The sequence below is a fragment of the Meiothermus luteus genome (genome assembly GCF_003574085.1).
Classification (GTDB): domain Bacteria; phylum Deinococcota; class Deinococci; order Deinococcales; family Thermaceae; genus Meiothermus; species Meiothermus luteus.
Genome location: NZ_QWKZ01000130.1, coordinates 1 through 5,929 on the forward strand (window position 1 = coordinate 1; position 5,929 = coordinate 5,929).

General features: G+C 66.1%; 8 protein-coding genes and 1 pseudogene. 5 read left to right on the forward strand and 4 right to left on the reverse strand.

Features of this window, described 5'->3' with window-relative positions; translation table 11 throughout:
- Together Mlute_RS16265 and Mlute_RS13710 are read right to left on the reverse strand one after the other, a co-directional pair.
- Nucleotides 1-155 (reverse strand): annotated as a pseudogene (locus Mlute_RS16265) (IS4-like element ISTth2 family transposase); the annotation flags it as partial.
- A gap of 167 nt (nucleotides 156-322) precedes the next feature.
- Nucleotides 323-763: a Fur family transcriptional regulator gene (locus Mlute_RS13710; RefSeq protein ID WP_119361144.1), complete on the reverse strand. Its 441-nt coding sequence runs from the start codon at nucleotides 761-763 to the stop codon at nucleotides 323-325.
- Between the two features lie 114 nt (nucleotides 764-877).
- On the opposite strand from Mlute_RS13710, the gene Mlute_RS13715 reads away from it, so the two are divergent.
- Together Mlute_RS13715 and Mlute_RS13720 are read left to right on the forward strand one after the other, a co-directional pair.
- Nucleotides 878-1,150, forward strand: coding sequence for a hypothetical protein (locus tag Mlute_RS13715; protein WP_119361145.1), 273 nt, complete (start codon nucleotides 878-880; stop codon nucleotides 1,148-1,150).
- A gap of 17 nt (nucleotides 1,151-1,167) precedes the next feature.
- Nucleotides 1,168-1,458: a hypothetical protein gene (locus Mlute_RS13720; protein WP_119361146.1), complete on the forward strand. Its 291-nt coding sequence runs from the start codon at nucleotides 1,168-1,170 to the stop codon at nucleotides 1,456-1,458.
- 285 nt (nucleotides 1,459-1,743) lie between these two features.
- Here the strand turns inward: Mlute_RS13720 and Mlute_RS13725 are convergent, their stop codons facing one another.
- Both Mlute_RS13725 and Mlute_RS13730 read right to left on the reverse strand, forming a co-directional pair.
- Nucleotides 1,744-2,910 carry an LCP family protein gene (locus tag Mlute_RS13725; protein ID WP_119361147.1) on the reverse strand — a complete coding sequence of 389 codons (1,167 nt, stop codon included), beginning with the start codon at nucleotides 2,908-2,910 and terminating at the stop codon, nucleotides 1,744-1,746.
- Nucleotides 2,911-2,949: 39 nt separating this feature from the next.
- Nucleotides 2,950-4,170 (reverse strand): type II secretion system F family protein, encoded by a 1,221-nt coding sequence (locus Mlute_RS13730; RefSeq protein WP_119361148.1) that lies wholly within the window; start codon nucleotides 4,168-4,170, stop codon nucleotides 2,950-2,952.
- A 49-nt stretch (nucleotides 4,171-4,219) separates the two neighbouring features.
- Between Mlute_RS13730 and scpB the strand changes: the two genes are divergently transcribed.
- From scpB to Mlute_RS13745, 3 genes are all read left to right on the forward strand, one after another.
- Nucleotides 4,220-4,744, forward strand: coding sequence for an SMC-Scp complex subunit ScpB (scpB, locus tag Mlute_RS13735; RefSeq protein ID WP_119361149.1), 525 nt, complete (start codon nucleotides 4,220-4,222; stop codon nucleotides 4,742-4,744).
- 102 nt (nucleotides 4,745-4,846) lie between these two features.
- Nucleotides 4,847-5,578 carry a 2-phosphosulfolactate phosphatase gene (locus tag Mlute_RS13740; RefSeq protein ID WP_119361150.1) on the forward strand — a complete coding sequence of 244 codons (732 nt, stop codon included), beginning with the start codon at nucleotides 4,847-4,849 and terminating at the stop codon, nucleotides 5,576-5,578.
- Nucleotides 5,579-5,580: 2 nt separating this feature from the next.
- On the forward strand, nucleotides 5,581-5,929 hold a 349-nt coding region (locus Mlute_RS13745), incomplete at its 3' end, for a WecB/TagA/CpsF family glycosyltransferase (RefSeq protein ID WP_182482577.1).

The following is a 5,929-nucleotide window of genomic DNA, read 5'->3' on the forward strand; positions in this document are numbered from 1 at the left end:
CTGCGGGCGAGGTCGGAGAGGGTGGGGTCTAGGGGGCCGGAGAGGAGGGCGGAGAGGAAGAGGGCCAGGTTGGTGCGCGCGGGTTTCCTGAGGGACCGGAAGACCGTGTAGACCCAGGTTGTGGTAGCCTGCAGGAGGGGGGTTTTGGTTCGCATACCTTACCAACCCCCCTCCTTATTTCCGCCTGTCAAGTCCCTACGGAACAAAGTGATGAGAGGTCAGGGTCCACAGACCCCTTTTCTTGAGTTTCTTCCGCCAGCCACCAGCGGTGAGAAGCAGCCCATCCTTGGCTTGGGCTGATAGAGCCCCGCCTCCTTGCGGCTCACTGGCAGGAGGGGCAGACCCCCCGCAGCTCCAGGCGGGCTTCCTCCACGAACCAGCCGGTTCGGTTCTCTATCGCGGTTTTGATGGGCTCAGGATTGAACTCGGGCAGCTCGCGGGCTAGGATGTCCTGGACAGCGCCGCACTGCACGCATAGCAAGTGGTGGTGCCGCTCGGTGTAGCCGTCGTAGCGGGTATGGCCCTGCTGGTCCTTGAACTCCCAAAGGAGCCCGGCGTTGCGCAGCACCTGCAGGTTCAGGTATACGGTGGAGAGGCCAATGTTGTGGCCCTTTTTCCTCAAGCCCTGGTGCAGCTCTTCCGGGGTGGGGTGGGTGTTTTTGCGGTCCAAGTAGGCCAGGATGCGCTCCCGCGGCAGGGTGTGCCGCAAACCCGCTGCCCTCAGGCGCGACCGGTGGCTCTCACGCTCTTTGGCTTTGGCCATGGGAACCCCCTGTACAACTTTCACCACTATAAAAGATTTTCAGGAAAAGGGTATCGGTGGGACTCGAGGGGCGTCAGGAGCCCCTTAGGCGCTGGGTGCTATACTGGGGGTGCTGTGGAGAAGCCGGTGTACCGCTTTCTGCACCTGGTTTTTGCCTTGGGGGCCCTGCATCTGCTGCTACTGGTGGGCCTCGAGGTGCAGCGGTTGGTGGGGCTTCGCCGGGAAATTGCCTTGGCCGCAAGCCGGGTGGCCCAGCTCGAGCTGCGCAACCAGCAGCTAAGCGAGGAGCTGCAGATGGCCGCCGACCCCGCCTACCGGGAGGGCCTGGTACGCCAGATGGGCTATGTCCACAAGGATGAGCTGCTGCGCCGCTGGCCCCAGCGCTAAGGGGTAGTATGGGGTCTATGCTTGAGCGGCTGACCGAACAGTTCCTGGAAGACGAGGCGCTCACCGAGGGGCTTTCCGACGAGGAGGCGGGGGTACTTCTGGGGTGGCTGATTGGGGTGCTGGAAGATCTCGAGGCTCACGCCCAGGCCTCTGCGGAGGGTTTGGTGGGCCAACTCAAGCGCTTGGGCCGCCAGATCACCCGCCTTTCGCGGTGCTACGGCGTGCCGGTGGACGAGCTGATTGACCTGGTGGAGCTGGCCTGGGAGGAGCCTGGGGACGAGCCCTCGGCGCGCCCCATGCAGGCCTGAAGCTTGTATTAAGACCCTTTGGTGCAAATTCAACGGCCCTAGGGTGCCGGGGGGTTTACCCTAGGGGCATGAGCAGGGAGCGCGCATTTGAAACCACATTCGGCCTGGCCCGGCCCTGCCAAGGCCGGCCCCGCCCAATGGCCGCGGGCCGGGTTTCGCTGCGCAACTGGCTCTTGCCCGCCCCCTCTGGGCTGGGCGAGGCACCCCGGCGGCCGCTCCTCGGCTGGAAGCATTCCGCCTGAGCATTGCCCTGCCCAGCCGCCCCCGCGCCTCCCGGGGGCGGTGCTATTGGGTCTCGCCAGGCTTGCTCAAGTCGGGGCCCAGCCGCACCGTGAGGTCGCCGTAGAGCGCCGCTTCGCCCGAGATTCGGTAGGGCAGCCCCAGCGCTTCCCCTAGGGCCTGGGCCAGCCCAGCCTCGCCGTTGGTCAGCACCTCGCTTTTAGGGGGCGGGCCCTCTACCTCCCGCAGCAGAACCCGCAGCCCCAGCTCCCTCAGGCGGTCCCGCAGGCCGATGGCCTGGGCCTCCTGAGGGGCGGTGTAGAGCACCACCACCAGCCGTCCTCGCAAGTCCTCGGGGCGGGCCTCAGAGGACGGGGGAAGGTCGCTGAAGTAGCGGTCCATCAGCCGCCTGAGCCCGGCCTGGTCCACCTCCCAGCCCTGACCGAACTGGCCCGGGGTGAGAAGCGAGACCAGCTCAGGCTGGGTGGCCAGGAAGCCCAGGAGGGCCCCGATTTCCTCTCGGGTCAGGTCAGTACGGACGTGGGGCTCCACCTGGGCAAGGGCCTGGGGCAGCCGCAGGAGGCCCGCAGGGGAGAGGAGCTGCTGCTTGAGGGCGTTGAAGAAGTTCTGCTGGCGCTGGATGCGGCCAATGTCCCCCAGCGGGTCGTGGCGAAAGCGCAGATAGCCCTCGGCCTGGGCGCCGTTTAGCCGCTGGCATCCCGGCTCCAGGTTGATTTCCAACTTGGCCGCGGTGTCGCGGTAGTGCATGGCCTTCTCTACGCAGACCTCGAGGCCCCCCAGGGCGTCTACGCCGCTGCGAATCGCGTCCACACTCACCGCTAGGTAGGCGTCTATGCTGACCCCGGTGAGGTTCTCAACCACCTCTTTGGCCAGCTCAGGACCGCCGAACTTGTTGGCGTGGTTGATGATGTACCGGCCATACCCGGGGATTTGTACGTACACGTCCCGCGGGATAGAAAGCACGCTGATCCGGTGGGCCTTGGGGTCAAAGCGCACCAACAGGTTGACGTCGGAGAGGCCGCGGAAGTTTTCCGGCGCGCGCTGGTGGTAGTACTTGTACTCAGGGGCTACCCCGAGCACCAGCAGGTTGAGAGGCTCGTTGAGCTTGCGTGGAAGGGCGCCGTAGCGCAAAAGGGGTTGCAGGAGCGGGTAGGTCCACCAGCCGACCCCAACCAGCGCCAGCAAGAGCCCCCACAGGAGGAAGCGTCGCATACCTCCGCCAGTTTAGCCCAGCCTGGGTGAGGAGAGGGGCTACTGCTGGGAGAGGGTGCCGATAATGCGGAAGAGGGGCAGGAACATCCCGGCCACAATGACCCCCACCACGACCCCCAGGAAGATGATCATCAGGGGTTCAATGGCCGCGGTGAGCGCGCTTACCGCTTCGTCTACCTCCCGCTCGTAGAAGTCGGCGATCTTGGTGAGCATGGTGTCCAAGGCGCCGGTCTCCTCCCCGATGGCCACCATAGAGCCCACCATGGGGGGGAAGACCTGGGGGTGGGCCTGGAGGGTGGTGTAGACCGGCTCGCCGGCCTGGATGGCCACCTTGGTCTGTTCCAGGATGTCTTCCACGATGGCGTTGCCAGCGGTGCCCTTGGTGATGTCTAGGGCTTCTACGATGTTCACCCCGCTGCTTATAAGCAGGCCGAAGGTGCGGGAGAAACGGGCCAGGGCGCTTTTCTTCACCAGGTTGCCGAAGATGGGCAGCCTGAGCTTGATCTGGTCAATTTGGCGCCGCCCCCGCTCGGTGCGGTAGTAGGAGCGGTAGCCGAAGTACAGGCCCACCGCTAGGAGCAGGAGGAACAGGCTGCTTTGCCGCAGGAAGTCAGAGATGGCCATGAGCGCCCGGGTGAGCAGGGGCAGCTCGGAGCCCAGGCCGGTCAGAATCTGGGCGAACTGGGGGACGATGGTGGTGAGGAGGAAATAGGTGACCCCGATGGCGAAGACAAAGACGATGGCTGGGTAGGTGAGGGCTGAACGGATTTTCCCAATGAGGGCCAGCTCGTTTTCCTGGAAGGTGGCCAGCCGGTCTAGGATGGTGTCTAAGGAGCCAGAGGTCTCCCCGGCCCGGACCAGGTTGATGTAGAGCCGGTTGAAGAGCTTGTGGCGGCTCAGGGCCTCGCTGAAGTTGGCGCCCCCCTCCACCTCCAGCCGCACGTCCCGCAGAATCTCTTGGAACTTCTTTTTCTCGGTCTGCTTCTCCAGGATGGCCAGGGCCTGCACGATGGGTAGCCCGGCCCCCAGCATGGTGGCGAGCTGGCGGCTGAAGATGGCTAGGTCCTTGAGGCCGGGTTTGGGTTCCAGGACCGACAGCTTGATCTCGGCCTGGAGGCCCCGTCCCGGCTCCTTAATCTCGGCGATGAAGAGCCCCTTTTCCCGCAAGACCCGTGCTGCTGTGCGGATATCGTCGGCCTCAATAACCGCGCTGATGAGCCGACCCTGTCTGTCCCGGGCCTTATACTGATAGGCTGGCATACTGGCTCTAGTATAGCCCCGGGAAGCCCCGGTTCTGGTGATGTAGGCTATGGCCCAGCATGAACTCAAGGCCCAGCTCCTGGCGGTGCTGTTCGCCGCTGGGCGGCCCGTTTCCCTGGGTGAGTTGCGCTCGCTGGCCCCGGAGGAGACCCTGCTCAGGGCCCTTGCGGCCCTGGAGGGTGAGCTGAGGGAGGGGCAGATGGGGGTGGAGCTCGAGCGGGTGGCGGGAGGCTGGCGGCTGGTGGTGCACCCCCGGCACCTGGAGGCGGTGGAGCAGGTGCTTCGTCCCACCCCTCCCCGCCTCTCCAAGGCCGCTTTGGAGGTGCTGGCCCTCATCGCCTACCGGCAGCCGCTGACCCGTTCTGAGCTGGAGGCCCTGCGGGGCCGGAGCGTGGAAGGGGTGCTGGAGGGCCTTCTGGAGCGGGGGCTGGTGAGGGTGGTGGGCGAGAAGGAAGCGGTGGGCCGGCCCAAGCTCTACGGCACCACCGAGCGCTTCCTGGAGGTCTTTGGCCTGGAGAGCCTGGACGACCTGCCGCCTTTGGGGGAAGGGCCGGTGCTCCTGCTGCGGGGCTAATGTGGGGCTAAGCGGATGCGGGTGGCTCAGGAAGGGAAGGGTTGTGACGTTTTTTGGATGGCTGCCCCTGCTTCGTTATAATGCCGCGGGATAGAGGGAGGCGTGACGATTCGGGTAGACCTGGTTCCCAATCCGCCCTACTCCGGGCCGGTGTTGTTGGTGGATGTGTGGTTTGGTAGCGCGGTGGGCCTTTTGCTCTCCTCCGGGGCCCAGGAGGTCTGGGTCGCTAGGAGCGCGCGGGCGGCCCAGGTTTTGGCCGAGGGGGGTGGGGTGCTGCTGGGCGAGGAGGAGGGGCTGCCGCCGGAAGGCTTTCATCACGGCCTATCCCTGCGGGCCCTGGAGCGGCTCGAGGTGGCCGGAAAGACCTGCGTGCTGCTGGCCCCGGGCTTGGCCGGGGCGCTGGAGTCGGTTCCACTTTTTAGCCTGCTGGGCTATTTCAGGAACGCCCGAAAGGCCCTGCATCAGGCCCAGATGGAGAGAATCGGGACCCTGGTGGCTGCGGCCGACAAAGGCTGCCCGCCCAGCCTGGCCAACACCGTGGTGGCGGGGTTTCTGGCCCGGCGCCTGGAGCAGCTCGCGGGGCTTAGGGACGGCCTGCAGGAGGGGGCCCGGGTGGCTGCCCGGTTGCTCAAGAACTTTCCTGACCCACAGGAGGCCTTGGTGCAATCGGAGGAGGGCCAGGCCCTCCTGCGGGCCGGCCGGAGCGAGGACCTGGCTCTGGCCAGCCTGATCAGCGTGGAGGAGCGGGTGCCCAGGCTTGTGGAGGTGCGGCGGCTCGAGGCGGAGCGCTACGGCTTGAGCAAGACCCGCTACGGCTTTTGTTTCCGGGGGTGAGGGTGCGGCGGGTTGAGGTACTGGGGACCCCGGTGGACCTGGTGGACCTCCAGGGGGCCTTGGCTTGGATAGAGGAGCGGATTGCCCGCCCCCTGCCCCACTGTGTCCAGGTCATCACCACCAACCCTGAGGCGGTGGTGCGGGCCCAGGCCGAGCCGGGCCTCATGCGGGCCTTGTGGGAGAGCGAGCTGGTCACCGCCGACGGGGTGGGCATCGTGTGGGCGGTGGCGCGCCTGACCGGCCACCGGCTTACAGAGCGGGTACCGGGCTCGGAGATTCTTCCCGCTCTCTTCGCACGCATGGGCGGGCGGCTGAGGGTCTTCTTTCTGGGGGCCGCCCCAGGGGTGGCTG